Source organism: Streptomyces regalis (genome assembly GCF_001509475.1).
In the GTDB taxonomy this organism is placed as follows: Bacteria; Actinomycetota; Actinomycetes; order Streptomycetales; family Streptomycetaceae; genus Streptomyces; species Streptomyces regalis.
In genome coordinates this window covers 108,980-127,128 of the sequence record NZ_LLZG01000375.1, presented here as the reverse complement: position 1 = coordinate 127,128, position 18,149 = coordinate 108,980, and the positions used below count along the sequence as shown (strand labels likewise).

Annotated in this window: 6 protein-coding genes; 4 read left to right on the top strand and 2 right to left on the bottom strand. The window is 73.8% G+C overall.

The genetic code is table 11. The features are described from left to right. Positions 1–5 precede the first annotated feature (5 nt). Both ADL12_RS36760 and ADL12_RS36755 read left to right on the top strand, forming a co-directional pair. Complete coding sequence (locus ADL12_RS36760; protein ID WP_208614689.1) at positions 6–611, top strand: AAA family ATPase; 606 nt, start codon at positions 6–8, stop codon at positions 609–611. 95 nt (positions 612–706) lie between these two features. Continuing rightward, entirely contained in the window at positions 707–1,681 is a 975-nt protein-coding gene (locus ADL12_RS36755; RefSeq protein ID WP_062710822.1) for a TauD/TfdA dioxygenase family protein, read from the top strand. A gap of 24 nt (positions 1,682–1,705) precedes the next feature. On the opposite strand, the gene ADL12_RS36750 is transcribed toward ADL12_RS36755, so the two are convergent. Then, the gene (locus ADL12_RS36750) at positions 1,706–2,584 is read right to left on the bottom strand and encodes an alpha/beta fold hydrolase (protein ID WP_062710821.1); all 879 of its coding nucleotides are present in this window, start codon (positions 2,582–2,584) and stop codon (positions 1,706–1,708) included. A 130-nt stretch (positions 2,585–2,714) separates the two neighbouring features. Between ADL12_RS36750 and ADL12_RS36745 the strand changes: the two genes are divergently transcribed. Together ADL12_RS36745 and ADL12_RS36740 are read left to right on the top strand one after the other, a co-directional pair. Next, positions 2,715–4,733, top strand: coding sequence for an AfsR/SARP family transcriptional regulator (locus tag ADL12_RS36745; RefSeq protein ID WP_062710820.1), 2,019 nt, complete (start codon positions 2,715–2,717; stop codon positions 4,731–4,733). Positions 4,734–4,828: 95 nt separating this feature from the next. Further along, entirely contained in the window at positions 4,829–17,068 is a 12,240-nt protein-coding gene (locus ADL12_RS36740) for a hybrid non-ribosomal peptide synthetase/type I polyketide synthase (RefSeq protein ID WP_063806777.1), read from the top strand. On the opposite strand, the gene ADL12_RS36735 is transcribed toward ADL12_RS36740, so the two are convergent. After that, positions 17,013–18,059 (bottom strand): LLM class flavin-dependent oxidoreductase, encoded by a 1,047-nt coding sequence (locus tag ADL12_RS36735; protein WP_062710817.1) that lies wholly within the window; start codon positions 18,057–18,059, stop codon positions 17,013–17,015. The two genes, ADL12_RS36740 and ADL12_RS36735, sit on opposite strands and share 56 nt — an antisense overlap. Positions 18,060–18,149 lie beyond the last annotated feature (90 nt).

Below are 18,149 nucleotides of genomic sequence, written 5' to 3'. Positions count from 1 at the left end.
CCGGCATGCAGGACGTGCGCGTGGTGCTCATCGGGGGAACCTCCCACACCGGCAAGTCGACCGTGGCCCGGATCGTCGCGCAGCGGCTCGGGTTCGACTGCCGCTCGACGGATCTGCTGGCCCGTCATCCGGGGCGGCCCTGGCGGACACCGGAGTGGGTGCCGCCGCCGCATGTCGCCGAGCACTACGCCACCCTCGACGTGGACGAGCTGATCCGCTCGGTGCTCGACCACTACGCACGCCTGTGGCCGCGCATCGAGGAACTGATCACCGACCACGCGAGCGGGGACGGACCCGGCCTGGTCCTGGAGGGCTCCGCGCTCTGGCCGGCACGCGTGGCCGGGTTGACCGTGCCGCGGGCACGGGCCGTATGGCTCACGGCGGACGACACGGCCCTGCGCGAGCGGATGCGGGCGTCGGCCCGCTACGACGAACTGGCCGACCAGGAGCGGCACTTGGTGGACAAGTTCCTCGCCCGCACCGAGCGCTACCAGGAGCTGATGGCGCAAGCCGTCGACCGGCACGGCCTGGTGCGGATCGACACCGGAGGGCGCTCGGCGACCGAGGTGGCGGTCCTGGTCCTGGCGGTCGCCGACACCCGAGTCACGTAGGAGGCCCTGTCGCCGGCTCCGCGAAACACTGTCACGATCTTCGGGGAACCGGCTCGGACCGGAGCCGGTGCGGGCGGACGACCGACGGAGCGGGCATGACGACGGACAGGGCCACAGCGGACGGGACGGACCAGGCCACCGGGATCGAGGTGAAACCGGTTGCCGGGCACATCGGGGCAGAGATCACGGGCGTCGACCTGGCCGGAGAGCTCGACGACGCCGTGGTCGCCGCGATCCGGGCGGCGGTGCTGCGCTGGAAGGTGGTGTTCTTCCGCGGACAGCGACTGGACCACGCCGGGCATGTGGCGTTCGCGCGCCGCTTCGGCGAACCGGTCGTCCTGCGCAAGCGGGGGAGTGCCTCCCCGGCGGACTTCCCCGAGGTCGAGACGACCGCCGACCGGCTGGAGCTGGGCGGGAAGTTCGGCATGGAGCACGACGAGTGGCTGCAACGCCGCCGCCACACCCTGCTGCGCGGCTGGCACTGCGATCACGGCGCCCGTATCGACCCGCCCGCAGCGACGATCCTGCGCGCCGAGACCGTACCGCCGTACGGCGGCGACACGACCTGGTCGAACCTGGCTGCCGCGTACGCCGGACTCTCCGGTCCGGTCAGGGAGTTCGTGGACGGCCTCCGCGTCGAGCACCGCCTCGGCGTCGGCTACCAGCCGCGGCCCGGCGACGACGCCTACGTCCGCCATCTGCTGGACCATCAGGTGGCCTCGCTGCATCCGCTGGTGCGCGTCCACCCGGAGACGGGGGAGCGGGTGCTGTACGTCAACGGCTACTACGTCGAGCAGATCGCCGACCTCTCGCGGGCCGAGAGCCGGGCGATCCTCGACATGCTGCTGGAGCAGGCGGTACGGCCCGAGTACACGGTCCGCTTCCGCTGGGAACCCGGCAGCGTGGCCTTCTGGGACAACCGGGCCACCATCCACCTCGCCCCCAGCGACAACGCCCACCTCGACTTCCCCCGGACCATGCACCGGGTGATGCTCACCGGTGACGTGCCGGTCGGTGTGGACGGCAAACCTTCGGAGCCGATCACCGGGACCGAACCGGGTCGCTGGTAACCGTCGCAGGCGAGCTCACCGCCCTCAGCGGGCGAGCAGGTCCCGTAGCGCTTTGGCGATGTCGTCGGGTGCCTCCTCGGCCATGAAGTGGCCGCAGCTGACCGTGGTGTGCCGCAGATCGGGCGCCCAGGCACGCCACAGCGCGGCCGCGTCGAAGCCGAGGGCCGCGCCCCAGTCCTGCTGGAGCACGCCGACCGGCATCCGCAGCCGGTTTCCGGCAGCCCGGTCGGCCTGGTCGTGCTCGATGTCGATGCCGGCGGAGGCCCGGTAGTCGGCGACGATCGAGGGCACCGCCGCACGGCAGGCCGCCAGGTAGGCGGCGCGGATCTCGGCGGGTACGGCCCCCGGGTCGGCCGTCCAGAGGTCGAGGAAGTGGCCGAAGAAGGCGTCCGGGGCTGAGCTGATCATGCGCTCGGGCAGGCCGGGCGGCTGGGCCATCAGATAGAGGTGGAAGCCGACGGCGGCGGTGACGCCGTGCAGCACCTCCCACATGTCCAGGGTCGGCAGGACGTCGAGGCACGCCAGGTGGGTGACCGTGCCGGGGTGGTCGAGCGCGGCTCGGAAGGCCACCAGGGCGCCACGGTCGTGCCCGGCCAATGCGAAGCGCTCGTGCCCGAGTTCACGGGCCAGGGCCACGACGTCCGCGGCCATGGTGCGCTTGGCGTAGCCGGTGCCGTCGGTCTCGGCGGGTTTGTCGCTGGCGCCGTAGCCGCGCAGGTCGGGGCAGATCACGGTGTGGTCGGCGGCGAGGTCGGGGGCCACATGGCGCCACATGAGGTGGGTCTGCGGGAAGCCGTGCAGCAGGACGACGGGCGTACCGGAGCCGCCGACGGCCGTGTGCAGGGACACCCCGTCGGCGACGGGGACACGGTGCTGATCGAAGCCGGCGATGACAGGTGTCACGGTGCCGCTCCTTTCGATTCGATGGGGGAGGATTCCCCTCGGGAAGACCGGGCTCCTCGATCCTCCCGGCGGCGGATGAGCGGCGAATGAGCAGTGGTGTGGCGACGACCCGGGTGGTGGAAGGCGATCGATGGAAGGCGTGGAACCTGCCTTCGGCGTACTCGGGCCGGTGGCCGCCTGGGACGGAAACGGGAACGCGATCGCCCTGAAAGGGCCGAGACACCGCTCGGTCCTGGCCCGGCTGATCGTCGCCCGCGGCCGCGTCGTGCCGGTCTCCCGCCTGGTCGAGGACCTCTGGCCGGACGACCCGCCCGCCGACGCCGTGGGCGCCGTACGCACCTTCGTCGCCGCGCTGCGCCGCGCCCTCGAACCCGACCGCCCGCCCCGCAGTCCGGCCCGGCTGCTCGTCACCGACGGCCCGGGCTACGCCCTGCGCGCGGCGACGGACACGGTGGACGCCTGGCGCTTCGAGCAGACGGTCGCCGCCGCCACGACCCTGCCGGCCGAGGACACGGCCGTACGGCTGGAGGAGGCGCTCGGCTGGTGGCGCGGTCCCGCCTACGCGGAGTTCGCCGACCAGCCGTGGGCGCGGGCCGAGAGCCGCCGCCTGGCCGAGCTGCGCCTGCACGCCGTGGAACTGCACGCCGAGGCCTTGCTGGCACTCGGCCTGGCCGACTGGGCGGCCGCGGACCTGCGGGCGCACTCGGCCGAGCATCCCTGGCGGGAGAACGCCTGGCGTCTGCTGGCCCTGGCGCTGTACCGCACGGGACGGCAGGCCGACGCACTCGACGTGCTGCGCCGGGCCCGCGCACTGCTGGCCGAGCAGCTGGGCATCGACCCGGGCCCCGGCCTGCGCGCTCTGGAGGCGGACATCCTGCACCAGGCCGACCACCTCGGCCAGGCGCTCGACCACCCCGCCGGTCGGCTCTGGGAGCAGGTCACCGCCGCCTACGACCGCACCGTCGCCCCCGACGCCCGGGCCCGCCTGGAGTCCACGGCCGGCCTGCTGCGCACCCTCGCCGTGACCGGAGGCAGTGGACTGCCGGCCGCCCGCGAGCACCGGCTCTCGGCCATCGTGGCAGCCGAGGAACTCGGCGATCCCGAACTGACCGCCCGGGTGATCGGCGCCTACGACGTCCCTGCGATCTGGACCCGCCTCGACGACCCGGAACGGACCGCACGCGTGGTCGCGGCCGCCGAACGCACCCTCACCGCCCTTCCTGCCGAAGGCCATGAGCCGGCCAAGGCCCGCCTGCTGGCCACCATCGCCCTGGAGTCGCGCGGCACCCCGCTCGCCCGTGGCCCCCAAGCCGCCCGCCAGGCCGAAGAGATCGCCCGCGGACTGGACGATCCGGCGCTGCTGGCGTTCGCGCTCAACGCGGCCTTCATGCAGTGTTTCGACCGCACCGGGCTGGCGCCGCGCCGGGACGGGATCGGTGCGCAACTGGTCGCACTCTCCGCCCGGCACGGCCTGGCCACGTTCGAGATCCTCGGCCACCTCGTCCGGCTGCAGGCTCGCAGTGCGCTCGGGGACTTCACCGCGGCCGACGGCCACGCGGCCGCCGCGGACGAGCTGGCGGTACGTCACCAGGCGCCGCTGGTAGGTGTGTTCACCGGGTGGTACGCCGCACTGCGGCTGGACGCCACCGGCCGGGCTCCGGTGACGGAAGTGGAGGCGGCCTACCGGGACGCGGCCACCCTGCTGGACGGCGCGGGCATGCCGGGTCTCTCTCACGGCCTGCTGCCGCTCGCCCTGCTGTGCCTGCGCGTGCGGCACGCCCTGCCCCTCCGCTTCGACGCACACACGGACTGGGGCCCCTACGCCCCCTGGGCGCACCCCCTGCTCCTCCTCGACCAAGGCCACCGCCCCGAGGCCGCCGAGGCCCTCCGCGCGACGCCCGACCCACCCCGCGACCTCCTCCAGGAGGCCCTGTGGTGCCTCACCGCCCGAGCGGCGCTGACCCTCGGCGACCGGCACACCATGGCGCGTGCCCGCACCGCCCTGACCCCGGCGGCGAACGAACTGGCCGGCGCCGGCAGCGGCCTGCTCACACTGGGCCCGGTCTCGGCGCACCTGGCCGACCTGGCCGACACGCCTGGTCGCACACGTGAACGGTTTGACGAAACTCGTCGTCGTACAGGTGAATGATCGACAACGCTCCAGCCCGGTACCTGACTCCGGCACGGCGCGGCACGGCGCGTCCGCAGGCGGGCGCTGACCCCGTGCGATGAGGAAGGAAACGCATGTCGACTCCCGGGCGCCGCACCGCCGTCACGCTCCTCGACCTCCTGCGGCACGCCGCCGAGGAGGCCCCCGGTCAGGTCGTCGTCCATGTCCGTGGCGACGGCAGCGAACGCGCCGTCACCTTCGCCGAACTCCACGACGACGCACTGCGCGTGGCCGGGGGCCTGCGCTCGGCGGGACTGGAGCCCGGCACCCCCGTTCCGCTCGTCGCGGATCTCGGCGAGGACTTCCAGCCGATGTTCTGGGGAGCGCTGGCGGCGGGGCTCGTCCCTGTGCCGCTCGCCCCGGAGGTGCGTCGGGTGGGACCGGTGTGGGAGTTCCTCGGCAGGCCCACCGTCGTGGTGGACGCCGCCACCGAAGCCCTGCTCGCCGAGATCCCGGGCCCCGTGCGCGCCCTGCGGCTGGATGCGCTGCGCGAGTCCCGCCCGCCTCGCTCGCTGCCCCGCCGCGACCTGCAGGACCTCGCGTTCCTGCAGTTCTCCTCCGGCAGCACCGGCACCCCGAAGGGCGTCGAACTCACCCACCAGGCCGTGCTCGCCAACCTCCGGCAGATCCGCGCGGCCATGGCGATCACGTCGGACGACGTGGTGGCGACCTGGATGCCGTACTTCCACGACATGGGCCTGATAGGCACCCATCTCGTCCCCATGGCGGCACGCCTGAAGCAGGTGCGACTGGAACCGCTGACCTTCGCCAAGCGCCCGGCCCGCTGGCTGGAGGCGGTGGCGCGGCACCGGGCCACCCTGCTGTCGGCGGCGAACTTCGCGCTCGCGCTGGCGGCGCGGCGGGTGCCGGACAGCACCTGGACGGGCCTGGACCTGAGCTCCGTACGCCTGATGCTCGTGGGAGCCGAGCCGATCGCACCGCGCGTGTGGCGGGAGTTCACCGCCCGGGCGGGTGCGGCGGGGCTGGACGCCAGGGCGATGCTTCCCGTGTACGGACTGGCCGAGGCCACGCTCGCCGTGACCGTGCCCCCGCTCGGGGAGATCGCCGAGCCCCTGCGACTGGACCGGAAGGCGCTCAGCCGTGGCCGGGCCGTCCCCGTGGAACCCGGCCCGGACGCCGTCGAGTTGATGAACCTGGGCCGTCCCGTCCCGGACTGCGAACTCCGGGTCACCGACGATTCCGGCACACCGCTCGACGACCGGCGCGTCGGTCACATCGAGGTGCGCGGTCCTCAGGTCGCACGCGGCTACCATCGCGCCCCCGAGGCGAGCACGGCCGCGTTCTGCGGTGACTGGCTGCGCACCGGCGACCTCGGCTTCCTGACCGAGGGCCGGCTGTGCGTCACCGGCCGGCACAAGGACGTCGTCTTCGTCGGCGGCCGTACCTTCCACGCACCGGACCTCGAAGAGACGGTCGCCGCGACCCCGGGACTGCCCGGCGGAACGGTGGCGGCGCTCGGCTCCACCGATCCCGGCACCGGAGCCGATCGGGTGGTGGTGTTCGTGCAGTGGGCGCGGCCCGCTCTGGCCGCGGCCCTTCCGGTGCTCGACGCGGCGGCGGCCCGGGTCCGGGAGGCGCTGGGCCACGACGACGTACGGGTGCTGCCCCTGCCGCCCGGGGCGTTTCCCCGCACGACGAGCGGCAAGCTGCGGCGCGGTCTGATGCGCGCGCGGTTCGAGGCAGGGTCCTATACGGCGGTCGAGGAGCGGTTGTCGGCCGCGCGGGCCGAGGGCTCGCCCGCCCGGCAGGAAGAGCACGGTCCGCAGGGGCCCGTGCCGCGTTCGCGGCGGGACGTCGAGGACGTGGTCCGGGGAATCTGGGCACGGACGCTGGACGTCCCGTCGGCGCACATCGACCGTGACGTCCGGTTCTTCGCCCTCGGGGGTTCCTCGCTGAAGGCGATGGCGGTGCTCGCGGGGATCGAGGACGCCTTCTCCGTCACGGTGGAGCCGCGCGTGCTGCGCGACCACGACACGGTCGCCGCGCTGGCCGGGCATGTTCTTGCCCTGCTCGCCAGCCCTGACATGCAAATTGACGGAGGGGCAGCTGTCGACGCCGGGCCGAGCGCGGATGCCGGACACGTGCCGCTGTCGTCCGCCGACGGTGCGGGGGAGCGGGGGCCCGTGGCGGTGCTCGGCATGGCGTGCCGGTTCCCCGGTGCTGAAACGCCCGAGGCCTTCTGGGAGTTGCTCGTGTCCGGCCGCGACACGGTGACAGCCGTACCCGAGGGCCGCTGGAAGGGCTGGGAAGGCGGGCACGGCTGGGAGGGCCTGGCCGGCTCGGAGGGCTCGCAGGTCTCCGAGGGCTCCGTGGGCCGGATGAGCGCACCGGGCGCCCCCGGCCTCATCGGGTCCTTCCTCCCCGACCCCGCCGAATTCGACGCCGCCTGCTTCGGCATGGACGACGACGAGGCCCGCGCGACCGACCCCCAGGCCCGGATCTTCCTGGAGCTGGCCCACGAAGCCCTGGAGCGCGCCGGGTACGCGGGGCCGCGACGGACCGGCCGCAGGATCGGCGTGTTCGCCGCCGTCGGCGACAGCGGATACCGCGAGATCCTGGCCGCCGCCACGGACGGCGACCTCGCCGCCCACCCCGGCGCGCTCACCGGCAACCTGCCCAACCTGATCGCCGCCCGCCTCTCCCAGGCACTCGACCTCGACGGCCCCGCCCTCGCGGTGGACACGGCCTGCTCCTCCGCGCTCGTGGCGCTCCACTTGGCGCGGCGCAGCCTGCTCAGCGGCGAGTGCGATGTCGCCGTGGTCGGCGGCGTCCAGCTCGCCCTCACCCCGACCGGCCACCGGCTGCTGGCACACGCGGGCGCACTCTCCCCTACGGGCGGCAGCCGCCCCTTCGGTGCCGCCGCCGACGGAATCGTGCCGGGAGAGGGCGGAGCGACCCTAGTCCTTGCACGCCTGGACGACGCGCTGCGCGACGGTGACCCGGTACTCGCCCTGGTCCGCGGCACGGCCGTCAACAACGACGGCCGCTCCCTCAGCCTCCTCGCCCCCAACCCGCGCACCCAGCGCGAGGTCATCACCCAGGCATACGGCGCGTGCGGCATCGACCCCGAAGCGGTGTCGTACGTGGAGGCGCACGGGACCGGCACCCCGGTCGGGGACCCGGTCGAGGCGCAGTCGCTAGGGCACGCCTTCCCGCCCCGCACGGACGGGCTCCCGCGCCTGCTCGGCTCGGTCAAGGCGAACATCGGACACCTCCTCAACGCCGCCGGCATGCCAGGCCTGGTCAAGACCGTCCTGGCACTCCAGCACCGCCAGGTCCCGCCCGCCCCGAACACCACCCCGCCCGCGCCGTATCTGCAACGCGTCGCCCCCGGCTTCGAACTCGTCACCGAGCAGCGGGAATGGCGGGCCCCCGGGCCCCTGATCGCGGGCGTCAATGCCTTCGGCTTCGGCGGCACCAACGCGCACGCCGTCCTGGAGGAGGCACCCGGACGCACGGCGTCCGCGAGTCCCGTCGCGGGCGGCCCGCACCTGCTCACACTGTCGGCCCGCAGCGCCGACGCCCTGCGGGCATCCGCCGCCGACCTGGCTGCCCATGTGCGGGCACACCCCGACCTGCCCGAGGCCGACATCTGCGCCACGGTCAACACCGCGCGCGACGACGGTCCCTGTCGCCTCGCCGTGGTCGCCGACGGCGATCTCGCGGACCGGCTCGAGGCCGCCCGCACGGCGGACTTCACGGTCGCCCGGTCCTCGCGTCCGCGGACGGTGTTCCTGCTGCCGGGCCAGGGAGCACAGCGGCCCGGCCAAGGGCGTGCGCTGTACCGGTCGGCCCCGGTGTTCCGGGAGGTCCTGGACGAGGCCTCCTCACTGACGGGACCCGTACTCGGGCGCTCGCTGGCCGAGTGGTGCCTCGATCCCGGTACGGATCCCGAGGAGTTGGCCAGGACGGAGGTGGCCCAGCCGCTGCTCGTCGCGTTCGGTGTGGGTCTGGCCCGGCAACTGGAGGAGTGGGGCCTGTCCGCGGACGCGGTCGCCGGACACAGCGTGGGCGAGATCGCAGCCGCGTGCGTCGCCGGTGCGCTGAGCCTCGCCGAGGCGGTCGGGTTCGCCGGGGAGCGCGGCCGCCTGGTGGGCGAACTGGCCCTCCCCGGAGCCATGGCCGCCGTCAGGGGCGACGAGGACACCGTCGCCGGGCTCGTCGCCGCATCGGGCGGCTCGCTGGGCGTGGCCGCCGTCAACGGGCCCGGGCAGGTGGTGATTTCGGGTGCCGAGGAGGCCGTCGAGCGAGCCCTCGCCGAGCTGACGGGACGGGGCGTGGCCACGCGCAGGCTCCGTGTCTCCCACGCCTTCCACTCCCCGCTGCTGGAGCCCGTCCTCGATCCGCTGCGGGAGGCCGCCAAGGCGCTGACGGTCAAACCGGCTGCCGTACCGATGCTGAGCACGGTCACCGGCGAGTGGCGACCCGGTCTCACGCCTGCCTACTGGCAGGGGCATGCCGTCGAGCCAGTGCGGTTCGGGGCGGCTGTGGCACGGCTCGTGGAGGAGGGGTACGACACCTTCGTCGAACTCGGCCCGGGGAACACCCTTGGCGGGGCGGTCCGCGCGGTGGCGAGCACGCAAGACGCCGTGGACGTGGCGGTGTTGACGACCGGCCTTCCCGCGGGCCCGGGCAGTGAGGCGGATTCCTCGGAGGCGCGGGCGCTGCTGGAGACGGTGGGCCGACTGTGGACACGCGGAACAGCCCTGGACCGGACGGCTGCGGATCGGAGGGCTGCGGATCGGACGACCCGGGCCGCCGGGCGTCCGAGGGTGCCGGTACCGACGTATCCGTTCCAGCGCACCCGCTACTGGCCGCGCAAGCCCGGCGCGGCGCCCGTGGTGCGCCGCCTCGACTGGAGGGACACACCGCTCACTCCTGCGGCCGGACCCCGCGTCGTGCGGCTCATCGGCGGTGATCAGGCGCTTGGCCGGGCCCTGGCCGAGCGGCTCGCCGGCCGCCGTGGAACGACGGTGCTCGGGGAAGACCTGGCTCACGGGCTGGGCGCGGCGTCGGCGGACACCGTGGTGTGGCTGGGAGGTGAGGAGGGCGCCGGAGACGGAGGCCGGCAGGCCACGGGCGCCGCGATCACCTCGTTGCGCCCCGTTCTCGACCTGCTCCGCGCCGACTGTTCCCGCCTGCTGGTGGTCACCGAGGACGCGTACGTCACCGGCACCTCACCCGAACAGGCGCGCCCGACCCAGGCACTCCTGCACGGCTTCGCACTCGCACTCCCGGAGGAGCACCCAGGGCTCGCTGCTCGCAGCGTGGACCTGTCCTCCCTCGACACGCTCGACGCCCGGGTCGACGCCCTGGAGCGGGAGCTCTGCTCGGCCCACGAGCCGGGCGCGGAGGGCGCGGTCGCCTGGCGCGCCGGCCGCAGACTCAGCCGTACGCCATCCCGCGCACCGGCCGACGTGACGGACGCCCCCACGGTGTTCGGCGCCCTGCCGCCGGACGGCACCTACCTGATCACCGGGGGAGCCGGCGGGCTCGGTTCCGCACTCGCGCGGGACCTGGCGGGACGCGGCGCGTGTGAACTGATCCTGACCGGACGTTCCGAGACCGCTCCCGATGCTCTGCTCAGCGCTCTCCGCGCCCAAGGCGCCCGGGCCCGGTACCACGCGGCCGACGTCGCCGACGAAGCCGCCGTCCACGCCCTGTTCGCCGAACTGCCCCCGCTGGACGGGCTGTTCCACGCCGCCGGTACGGTCCGACTCGGCAGCCTCCGCTCCAAGACCGACGGGGAGATCGAGCAGGTGCTCGCCGCGAAGGTGCGCGGCACGGTGCTGCTCGCCGAGGCGCTGCGCCGGCACGGCCGGCAACCGGCCATATGCATCGCCTTCTCCTCCGTCTCCTCGGTGCTGCCCGGCCTGGCGGGCGCGCTCGGCGACTACGCGGCGGCCAACGCCTTCCTGGACGCCTTCGCCGCCGCCGAGCGCGCGGCGGGCCGGCCCTGGCAGTCGATCGGGTTCGGGCCTGTCACCGATGCGGGACTGGCCGCCGGGTCATCTGCTCACCATCAGCGGCTGCGTGCCCGCGGACTCGGCACCATGACCACGCGGACGGCAATCGCGGCGCTGCGGACGGCCGTTGCCACCGACGCCACTCACCTGCTGGTGACGTCCTCGTCGACTTCCGCACCCGCGCAGATCGCCGCCGCTCCGGACCGTCCGGGCCGCCCGGACGTCCCGGGCGCCCCGGACGCAAGCGTGCCTCCCACGCCCCGGACCCTGCCGGGCGGCGACGGTGACTACGACGGCGTTGTGACCGACCCGATTCGCGTCACCGCCCTGATACGCCGACTGCTGGCCGAGTCACTGCACCGCGCCCCCGAGGGCATCGGCGACGACGAGCAGTTCCTCGGCCTCGGGCTCGACTCGCTGACCGCCGTCGACCTCGCTCGCCGCCTGGAGAGGGAACTCGGGCTGCCCCTGCCCGCCACGCTGCTCTTCGAGTACCGCACGGTTGGCGAACTGACCACCTACCTCAGCGGACAGAGGCCGACCGGCCATCCCCATGCCCCCACCGCCGTGACCGGCAGCCAGGAGGACACCCCGCGCCCACTCACCCCACGCCCCCTCACTCCGCTCCAACTCGCCTTTCTCACCACCGAGGCGCTGTACGAGGGCGTCACCGCCTACGGCTACATACGCCAGACCATCCGCGGCCCCCTGGACCCCGGCCTCCTCGGCCGCGCCCTGGCCCACCTCGCCGACCGCCACCCCATGCTGCGCCTGCGCATCACCACGGACGGCACACCGCCACGTCAGTACACGGTGCCGGCCGACCCCACCGACCGCGCTCCCCGCTGGTACGAGGTGCACGAGCCGGACGACGCCGCGCCGCCGCTGCCGGACCTCGAACGGCGGCTGTACAACCGTCCGTTCGACCTGACCACCGAGGATCCGGCCCGCGCGATCCTGGTCCGCGACCGCCAGGACGCAGACCTCGCCCACCTCCTGCTGGTCGTCCACCACAGCGCCGCGGACGGCTTCAGCCTCAAGGTCCTGTGCGAGGAGCTCTGGTCGCTCTACACCGCGCTCGCCGGGCATGGTGGTGGCCGAAAGGAGGACCGCAGCCCCCTCGAACTCCCGCCCCCGGACGCCGAGTTCACCGACTACGCCGCCCTCGTCGCCGCAGCCCGCCAGTCACCGGCCTTCACCCGGGACCAGCAGTACTGGCGCGACCGCATCGCCGAGCACACCACGGCGGCCACGGCCACGGCTGCGGCGCTGCCGTACGACGGCGATCCGGACGCGCTCCCCGCCCCGCCGCTCACCCACCACCAGACCGGCATCGACGCCTCGCTCACGGCGGCGCTGCGCGAGGTGGCCGCCCGGCACCAAGTCACCCTCTTCCACCTGCTGCTCGCGGCATACGGCCGCTGCCTCGCCCGCTGGAGCGGACAGCGGGCCGTCGCCGTGAACGTGGCGCGTGCCCGCCGTGAGGCGCCCCTGCCCGGCATCGACCGCCTCGTGGGGCCGCTCGCCGACACCCTGCCGGTGTTCGCCACCGTCGACCCGGCCGAACCCGTGACCGTACTGGCCGGGCGGCTCCAGCGGATCTGGCAGGAGGCGGAGTCCCACGCCACCCTCGGCAGCCCCGACATCGCCGCGCTGCTGCCCGCCACCGGCTCCGCCCCGCGCACGGTCGCCCCGGCCGGGTTCAGCTTCGCCCGCTTCCCTGTGAGCCACGGCAGCGACTGGCCGGTGACCGTGACCCCGACCGCGGCGGCCACCGCCTCCGCCGCGACCCGGCTCGGACTGCTGTGCTGGGAATCGGATGCGACCCTCCGCTTCTCCTGGAACCACCCCGCTCACCTCTTCCGGCCCGAGACCGTCGAGCGGCTCGCCGCGGAGTACGTGAAAGAACTACGCGCTACGGCTGGACAGTTGACCCATGCCGAGCGGCACGAGAGCAGCGCGGCGGGGATCGTCGACCGCCTGTGCGCCCGGTTCCGAGCGACGCCGCGAGCCGTCGCGGTGGACACCGGCCGCACCACCCTCACCTACGCCGAACTCGACGCCGCCTCCAGCGCTCTGGCGGCCCGGCTGCGAGCGACCGGCGTACGCCCCGGCGATCTGGTCGGCCTCCTCACCGAGCCGGGCGCGGACACCGTCCTCGGCGTGGTGGGCATCCTTCGAGCGGGGGCCGGCTGGGTGCCCCTGGACGCGACCCATCCAGTGGCCCGGCTGCGGGACCAGCTGAAACGCACCGGGGTAGGCGCGGTGGTCTGCCACGCCGCGACGCGCGAAACCGTGGCCGCACTGGACGGCATCACGCCGGTCACAGCCGATGACACGCCCCCGGCCACTCCGCTCCCGGCCACCCCGCCCCCGATCGAGGCGCCGCCCGCCGACCCGGACGCCATCGCCTACGTGATCTTCACTTCGGGTTCCACGGGCCGCCCCAAGGCGGTCCCGATCACCCACCGGTCCATGCTCAACTACCTCGACTGGTCCCTGACCACCTTCGGTTACCGCCCCGGGGACCACCTCGTGCAGACGGCGTCCGCCTGTTTCGACGCCTCCGTACGCCAGCTGCTGGCACCGCTGCTGGCCGGCGCCACCGTCCACACCCTCACCAGGGACCTCCTGCGCGACCCCGAAGCGCTCCTGGACCGGATCGTCAACGACCGGATCACGGTGTGGAGTTCGGTGCCGACCCTGTGGGAGCGACTGCTGACCGCCGCCGAGGCACGGGCGCGACACGACGGAACACCCCCTGACCTGTCGGCGCTGCGCTGGGTCCACGTCGGCGGCGAGGCACTGCCCGCTGCCCACGTGCGCCGCTGGTTCGACCTGCTCGACACCTGCGGGGGACCGGAGCACAGGGTCGCCAACCTGTACGGGCCCACCGAGGCCACCATCAACGCCACCTGCCACATCATCGACACCCGGCCGGCCGACGACGTGCGGCAGTTGCCCATCGGCCGGCCGGTGGCCGGGACCGAACTGGCCGTCGTCACCGAGGACGGACGTCCCTGCGCGGCGGAAGAGCCCGGTGAACTGCTCATCGCCGGAACGGGCCTGACACCCGGTTACCTCGGCGAGCCGCAGCTCACCGCGGAGGCATTCGTCGAACGCGACGGTCGCCGCTGGTACCGCAGCGGAGACCGGGTCCGCCGAACCGCTGACGGCGTACTGGAGTTCCTCGGCCGTCTCGACGACCAGGTCAAGGTCCGCGGCCACCGTGTGGAGCTCGGCGAGGTCGAGGCGGCACTGCTCACCCACCCGGACGTCGCCCGCGCCGCCGTACTGCTCGTCGACGGCCGTCTGGTGGCGTACGTCGAACCCCGGCCCGGCTCGGACGAGCCCGACGCACGCGCGGTGCGCGCCTTCCTGTCCGGGGTTCTGCCGCCGTACATGCTGCCCGGACGCGTCCGCCCGATCCCGGCGATGCCGCTGACCGGCACGGGCAAGATCGACCGCAACCTGCTGACGCGCGCATCCGAGGCAAGCCGGCCGGCAACCAGCGAGCCCGGAACCCCGCCCGCCACCGCGACCGAGCACACCCTGGCACGCATCTGGTCGACGCTGCTGGACGTGCCGGACGTCAGCCGTGAGGACGACTTCTTCGAACTCGGCGGCGACTCCATCATGGTGCTCGAACTCTTCGCCCGCCTGCGCAAGGAGCTGCCGACCGTCCCACGGCCGACAACCGTCTACACCCACCGCACGCTGAGCGCACTCGCGTCGGCCCTCGACACCGCCGACACCGGTGCCAAAGGCCCCGCACCCGATCCGACCCCGGAAGCCGCCACCGGGCAACCCGCGGGCCCCTACCCCCTCACCCCCTCCCAGCGGGGATTCCTGCTCGCCGAGACCATCAACCCCGGGGCGGGCTCCGGCTGGCTCGCTCGGTTCCGGCTGGGCGGGGCGCTGCGCCATGACGTCTTCCAGCGAGCCGTGGACGTTCTGGTGGCCCGTCATCCGATGCTGCGCACCGTCTTCCCGGCAGGCGCCCGCCCGCCCGTGCAGCAGGAGCTGCCGGACTCGTTGCGCCTGCCCGTGGAGACGGAGACCCTCGCGCACCCCGACCTGCTGGAGCAGCGCATCGCCGAGGAGACGCGGCGCCGACTCGAACCCTGGGCCTGGCCGCTGCTGCGCCTGCGGCTGCTCACCGTGGCGCCCGGCGAGCATGTACTCCTCGTCCACGCGCACCACCTCATCGGCGACGGCTACAGCGCCGCCCTCCTCACCAGGGAACTGCTCACCGCATACGACCGCCTCGACCGAGGTCTGCCGCCCGGCCTGCCGCCGCTGGAGAGCACCCTCCGGGAGCACGTCGCCCAGTCCGCCGCACGCCCGCGCGCGCAGGGACCCGAGGCCGAGGAGTACCGCGCACGCCTGCGCGGGCCCTACACGCCCCCCGTGCTGCGCCGGCGGGCCGCCGACGACGCCGAGGTGCAACCGGCGTTCCACGCCACGGGGTTCACCCTGGACGCCGCCACGACACAGGGGTTGCGCCGGCTCGCCCGAGCCGCACATCGCACCCTGTACGCCCCGCTGCTCACCGCGTACTACCGCGCCCTCGCGGAACTCACCGGCCGACGCGACCTGCTGCTCGGGCTCGCCGTCACCGGGCGCGAGGAGTCCACGGTGGACGCACACCGGGTGTTCGGCCCCTTCGCGGAAGCGGTGGCGCTGCGCCCGGCCCTGCCTGACGGACACGGCCAGGACCAACCACCCCTATTCGGCGAGGACTTGAGGCAGCTCGCCGCCGAGGCCGAGTTGGCCCGGGCCGAAGGCCCGAGCGAGGTGCGCACGGCGGCGGGACTGCCGCGCCACGCCCAGTTCTTCTTCACCTTCCTCGACTTCACGTCCCTGGGCTCCGAGGTCGCCGGCGGCCTGACACTGCACGCGGACGAATCCGACACCGCTCTCGCCCCGCCACCGCTGGGCACCGACGTGTTCCTGGCCGTGCGGCCGGTGGCGAACGGTGAGGGTCTGCGCGTGACCGTACGGGCTTCGGCGGCGGCCCTCACAGCCCGCGAAGTCGCCGGGTTCACCGAGGAGATGCGGCGACAGCTGCAGGACGCGCTGAGCGAACCCGGCCCCAACCCTGCCCCCCGCCCGGCCCGCAGCAGCAGCCGACGGCGCCCCCGCCTTGACGCCGCGCTCGTCGGATACCTGCCCGCCCCTGACCACCTCGCCGCCCTCGCCGGACTGCCCCACGACAGCCCCGGCCTCGGCCGCGAGGAGATCCGGGCGCTGCTCTTCCCGGACGGTCGCGCCAGGTTGCTGGAGGAGACCAGGACCCCGCTGGGGAACTCCGGTTTCGTCGCCCTCCCGCTCTTCGCCGACGAACTGGCCCCGGCCGCCGATCTGGGCGCCCGCACGGCCCGCGCCGTGGAGCACGCCGCCTCGCTCGGCGCCCGCTGTGTCTCACTCGCGGGCATGATCCCGTCCCTCACCGGCTACGGCTACGACGTCCTGCGGGAGACCAAGACGAGCGCGGCGATCACCACCGGACACGCGTCGACGACCGTCGCCGTGGCCAAGACCGTCCACTCCGCACTCGCGGCGACCGGCCGCCGCCTCGACGATCTCTCCCTCGCCGTCGTCGGATGCGGCTCGATCGGCACCTCTTCCCTACGCCTGCTGCTGGCGACGGCACCCCGCCCACCGGCCCGGCTGCTGCTGTGCGACCTGCCGGGCAGCACCGCGCGACTCGAACGGCTGGCGGCAGACCTGTCGTCCGAGCGTCCGGCGATGCCGGTCCAGATCGTCGAATCGGGGCGGACGCTGCCCGCCGCGGTCTACGACGCCGACGTGATCGTCACCGCCGTCAGCGGCGCGACGGCCCTCCTGGACGTCGACCGGCTGCGCCCCGGCACGATCGTGGTCGACGACTCCTTCCCGCACTGCTTCGACACCGCGAGGGCACTGGACCGTATGCGCCGGGACCAGGACGTCCTGGTTGTCGGAGGCGGGCTGCTGGCCCTCGACTCCACGCAGACGCAGTTGAGCGAGGACCTGCCCAGTGCGGCGAGCGCGGGATTCGCGATGCGGCCCGGGATTCCGGGCACCTTGGCCTCGTGCCGACTGGAGTCACTGCTCCACGCCCACCGCAGGGACTCCGGCCGAGACCCGAGCGACCTCCCCTTGATCCACGGCCTCGTCGACCTGCCCCGCGCCCTCGCCCACTGGGACGCGGCCGAGGCCGCCGGAGTGCGGCCCGCCCCGCTCCATCTGCTCGACCGCGTCATCGCCGAAGGCCGTGGGCTGCCCCTCACGCCTTCGAGCGCCACCCGAGCAACGGACCCAGCCGAGCCGCGACATCGGTGAGGATCTGCACGTAGTCCTCGTGCTCGAAGGTGAACGGCAGCGCGAACGCCACCTCGTCCACTTCGCGGAACGCGACGTGGGCCTGGAGGCGTTCGGCGATCTCCTCCGAGGTGCCGACGAGGTCCGGCGCGAACAACAGCCGTGCCGGACCCTGCGGTGACAGGGTCCGGGGGGTGCGCTTCGCGGCGTACTCCTCGTACTTGGCGCGCTGCTGCGGCGTCGCGGAGTCGGTGGGGATGACGACGAGGCCCTGGGAGACACGGGCGTTCTCGCCGTCGGGGTGGTGGGCGCGGAAGGCGCGGATGTGCGCGAGCTGGATCTCCGCGAAGTCCGGTGACCCCTCCGCGTCTTCCGAGCCCTCGGGCCCTTCCGCCTTGACGACGCTGCTGGTCAGGAAGTTCATGTCGTGCTCACCGGCCCACTGCGCCGAGCGCAGGCTGCCGCCGCCGTACCACATACGGCTGCCCAGGCCGGGCGACTGCGGCTGCACCCGGTCGGAGAACACCTCGAAGCCCTCGACCCCGCTGAAGTCGGTGACCGGCTTGCCCCGCACGAAGTCCAGCAGCCGCCGCACCCGCTCGTAGCCGAAGTCCTCGACGTCCGCCGTGTCGGCGTAGAGGGCCTCCTTGATCCGGTCGTAGTGCATCGGCGGGCCCACGCTGACGCCCGGGTTGAGGCGTCCGCCCGACAGGAGGTCGACCGTCGCCAGGTCCTCGGCCAGCCGCAGCGGGTTCTCCCAGCCGAGCGGGATGACCGCGGTGCCGAGTTCGATACGGCGGGTGCGCTGGGAGGCCGCCGTCAGGACCGCGACCGGGGAGGAGATGCCGTACTGCAGATGACGGTGGCGGACCCACGCGCTGTCGAAGCCGAGCCGTTCGCCCAGCTCGATGATCTCGAGCGTGGACTCGTGGCCCCGGCGCGGATCCGCCTCGTCGAACAGGCCGATGGTGAGGAAACCCAGCTTGCTGAGCGGTCGTGAGGTCGGCGGCACGGGCCCCTCCATCGTTCACTGATCGAGTCGTACGGCAGTGCCAACCGGCCCGCGGCCGATGATGTTCCCGTGCTCCCAGGTCGCACCAAG